This window comes from Streptomyces pathocidini (assembly GCF_001418495.1).
GTDB classification, from domain to species: Bacteria; Actinomycetota; Actinomycetes; order Streptomycetales; family Streptomycetaceae; genus Streptomyces; species Streptomyces pathocidini.
This window is the reverse complement of sequence record NZ_LIQY01000309.1, coordinates 1-2467: the sequence shown is the minus strand read 5'-3', so window position 1 is coordinate 2467 and position 2467 is coordinate 1. Positions and strand designations below refer to the sequence as shown.

Annotated in this window: 2 protein-coding genes; both read left to right on the top strand. The window is 72.4% G+C overall.

From position 1 onward, the window contains the following. Positions 1 to 1485: aldehyde dehydrogenase family protein (locus AOK16_RS15810; RefSeq protein WP_055472881.1), on the top strand; the 1485-nt coding region annotated here is incomplete at its 5' end. A gap of 101 nt (positions 1486 to 1586) precedes the next feature. Then, positions 1587 to 2467: alcohol dehydrogenase catalytic domain-containing protein (locus AOK16_RS15805; protein WP_055472880.1), on the top strand; the 881-nt coding region annotated here is incomplete at its 3' end.

The following is a 2467-nucleotide window of genomic DNA, read 5'->3' as shown; positions in this document are numbered from 1 at the left end:
GCCCCCAACTCCCCCCGCCCCTCGGCGTACGGGCATTGGGTCGCCGGGGCCTGGCGTGCGCCGGCCCGCGGGCACTACCCCGTCGTCAACCCGGCGACCGAGGAGGTCGTCGGCGAGGCGCCCGAGGCGGACGGCGCCGAGGTCGCCGAGGCCGTCGCCGCCGCCAGGGCCGCCTTCGAGACCTGGTCGCGCACCGCACCGCGCGAGCGGGCCGCCGTGCTCGACCGCGTCGCGGATCTGCTCACCGAGCGGGGCGAGCGGCTCGTACCGCTGCTCCAGGCCGAGACGGGTGCCACCCTGCGTGTCGCGTCCACGATGCAAGTGCCCACCGCCGCCGACCGGTTTCGCCGCTACGCGCGCGGAGCACTCGAACCCGACACCATCCCGCTCGCACCCCAGCCGGTGAAGGCCAGCCCGCTCGCCCCGGGCGGCCTCATCGGCGCCGCGGCCGTCCGCCGCCCCGTCGGCGTCGTCGCATGCATCACCTCCTATAACTTCCCGATCGTCAATCTCGCGGGCAAGGTCGCGCCCGCCCTGGCCATGGGCAACACGGTCGTCGCCAAGCCGGCCCCGCAGGACCCGCTGGGCTGCCTGGAGTTGGGCCCGATCCTCCAGGAGGCCGGGCTGCCCGATGGCGTGTTCAACGTCGTCACCGGCTCGGGCGCCGCGGCCGGTGAGACGCTGGTAGCAGACCCCGGTGTCGACATGATCAGCTTCACCGGGTCGACCGCTGTCGGAAAGCGGATTGCCACGTCCGCAGGGGAGCGGATGGCTCGGACCCTCATGGAGCTCGGCGGCAAGGGCGCGGCCATCGTGCTGGGGGACGCCGACGAGAGGGCGGTCAAGTCGGCGATCTCGGCTGTCGGTTCTACCTGGTCGTTCCACAGCGGTCAGATCTGCACGGCGCCGACCCGCATCCTCGTCCATCGATCGCTGTACGAGAAGGTCGTCGCCGGTCTTCAACACTACGCGTCGGCGCTGACAGTCGGGGACCCTGTGGATAACTCGACGATCGTCGGCCCGCTGATCTCCGCCGCGCAGCGCGACCGCGTCGAGGCGTACATCGCGGGAGCCCGCGAGCAGGGCGCGCGGATCGTCGTCGGCGGCGAGCGCCCCGACCACCCGAAGACCGGTTTCTACGTGGCCCCGACGCTCATCGCCGACGCCACCCCCGACATGACCGTCGCACGGGAGGAGCTGTTCGGCCCGGTCGTCGTCGCGCTCCCCTTCGACGACGAGGACGAGGCGGTCGACATCGCCAACGGCACCCCGTACGGCCTCTATGACTACGTGTTCAGCGCCGATGCCGGCCGCGCCTGGGCGCTCGCGGCCCGGCTGCGCAGCGGCAACGTCGGCATCAACACCGCCCAGCGCCACCCCGAGACGGCCTTCGGCGGGTTCAAGGAAAGCGGAGTCGGCCGCGACGGCGGCTCGTTCGGCCTGCACGCGTACAGCGAACTCCAGTCCGTCGTCTGGCCTTCGTGAGGCCCCGGCTCAGGCAACGGCCCAGCCTCAGCCTCAGGCCTGGCGCCCCGCGGCGGCGCGGCCCGCCGTACCCACGCATCCCGAGGAAGGGAAGAGCAGCGATGAGAGGCGTCATCTTCGACGGCAGTCAGCCCCAGGTGGTGGACGACCTGGAGGTGCGCGAACCGGGCCCGGGCGAAGTGCTGGTCGGCGTACGGGCGGCCGGCCTGTGCCACAGCGACCTGTCGGTCGTCGACGGCACCATCCCCTTCCCCGTACCCGTCGTGCTCGGCCACGAGGGCGCGGGCGTGGTGGAGGCGGTCGGGCCCGGCGTCGGGCACGTCGCGCCCGGCGACCACGTGGCACTGTCCACCCTCGCCAACTGCGGGACCTGCGCCGAGTGCGACCGTGGACGCCCCACCATGTGCCGCGCCTCCATCGGCCGCCCCGACCGCCCCTTCACACGGGCGGGCAAGCGGCTCTACAACTTCGCTTCCAACTCCGCCTTCGCCGAACGCACCGTTGTCCGGGCCGTCCAGGCCGTGAAGATCCACCCGGACATCCCGCTCACCTCCGCCGCCCTCATCGGCTGCGCCGTGCTGACCGGCGTCGGGGCCGCGCTCAACCGGGCGAAAGTCGACCGCGGCGACTCGGTGGCCGTCATCGGAGCCGGCGGCATCGGGCTCAACGTCATCCAAGGAGCCCGGATCGCAGGTGCGTTGACCATCATGGCCGTGGACGCCAACCCGGCGAAGGAGGCCGTGGCCCGCGCGTTCGGCGCGACCCACTTCATCGACGCGTCGGCAGTCGGCGACACCGCGAGGGCGGTGAAGGAGATCCTCCCCAAGGGGGTGGACCACGCCTTCGAGTGCGTGGGCAACACCCGCCTCATCCGGCAGGCCGTCGACCTGCTGGACCGCCGGGGGCAGGCCATCCTGCTGGGTGTTCCGCCCGCGACGGCCGAGGCGTCCTTCCTCGTCTCCTCCATGTACATGGACAAGTC